Here is a 1,378-nt window from a genome sequence, read left to right as displayed (position 1 = left end):
CGACGGCATCGGATGTGCCAGAATGAGTTCGTTGAGATCTCAAACAAGGGAGCCGTCCGTGGAACACCTTATCCGTATTGGCATGGATACGTCCAAGAGTGTTTTTCAGCTGCATGGTGTCGACGCTGCGGAGCGTTCGGTGCTGGTGCGTAAATTGCAACGGCGGGCGGTAGTCCCGTTCTTCGCCAAGCTTGCGCCGGTGAGGATCGGGCTGGAGGCGTGCGGTGGCTCGCATTACTGGGCGCGCACGCTGTCGGGGCTGGGTCATGAGGTGGTGCTGATCGCGGCGCAGCACGTGAAGCCGTATGTGCGGCGCGGCAAGCATGACGCGGCTGACGCCGAGGCGATCTGCGAGGCGATGAGCCGGCCCAGGACACGCTTTGTTGGGATCAAGAGCGGCGAGCAGCAAGCGGCGCAGATGCTGTTTGGGGTGCGCGAGCAGCTGGTGCGGCGGCGCACGCAGCTTTCCAACACGATCCGCGGCTACGCAGCCGAATTCGGCCTGGTGGCCGCACAAGGCCTTGCCCGCATCGAGCCACTGCTGGCCCGCATTGCCGGCGACGCGACGGTGCCGGCGCTGGCAAAGGAACTGCTTGAGACGCTCGGCGAGGAATACCGCGCGGTGTGCGCGCGATACGCGGCAATCGACAAGAAGCTGTTGGCCCATCACCGCAAGGACGAGACTGGACAGCGGCTGGCTGCGATGCCCGGCGTCGGGCCGGTCGTGGCGAGCCTGCTCGGCGTCAAGGTCACTGATGCGACAGCGTTCGGTTCGGGACGCGACTTCGCGGCGTGGCTGGGGCTGACGCCGAAGAACCATTCGACCGCCGGCAAGAACCGGCTGGGGGTGATCACGCGGGCCGGCGACGAGATGCTGCGGCAGGCGCTGGTGGTGGGCGCGACGGCCCACATCCAGCAGGTGCGTCGCGGCCGCGCCAAGGCCTCGCCGTGGCTGGCGGCGTTGATTGCGCGCAAGCCGCCGAAGCTGGCGGCTGTGGCGCTCGCCAACAAGACCGCCCGTATGGCCTGGAAGATGATGATCACCGGCGAGCCGTACCGTTGCGGCCTGGCGGGCAGCCTGACGCCTCCTCGCCGCCCTCAAGGCCGCTTCGCGCCGCCTACGGCGGTGGCCTGCGGCCAGCCCTGACCGCGGCTCAGCACGGCGCTGACATGCCCGGATAGGCCGCAACGGAGGAACACCGAACACAAGCTCTTGCAACGGAAGGAAGATGGCGTGATCGATCGATCCGTGACGCGCGAAACTCCGAGGGATCCATTGGCCAACGAAACCGCTGGCATGATTGGAACGGGCGTCGCGAACCCCACCTTGGCCAGCGGCCGCAAGGACCGTGCTCAAAGGCCGGACATATGGACGCAA

Annotated in this window: 1 protein-coding gene; it reads left to right on the top strand. The window is 66.8% G+C overall.

Annotated features, from left to right (window positions below; all coding sequences use genetic code 11):
- Positions 1–58 precede the first annotated feature (58 nt).
- Positions 59–1,147 (top strand): IS110 family RNA-guided transposase, encoded by a 1,089-nt coding sequence (locus NKH90_RS34500; RefSeq protein WP_352475114.1) that lies wholly within the window; start codon positions 59–61, stop codon positions 1,145–1,147.
- Positions 1,148–1,378: the final 231 nt, after the last annotated feature.

Source organism: Mesorhizobium sp. M0898 (genome assembly GCF_040319695.1).
Lineage (GTDB): Bacteria > Pseudomonadota > Alphaproteobacteria > Rhizobiales > Rhizobiaceae > Mesorhizobium.
This window is presented reverse-complemented; position numbering and strand designations above follow the sequence as displayed.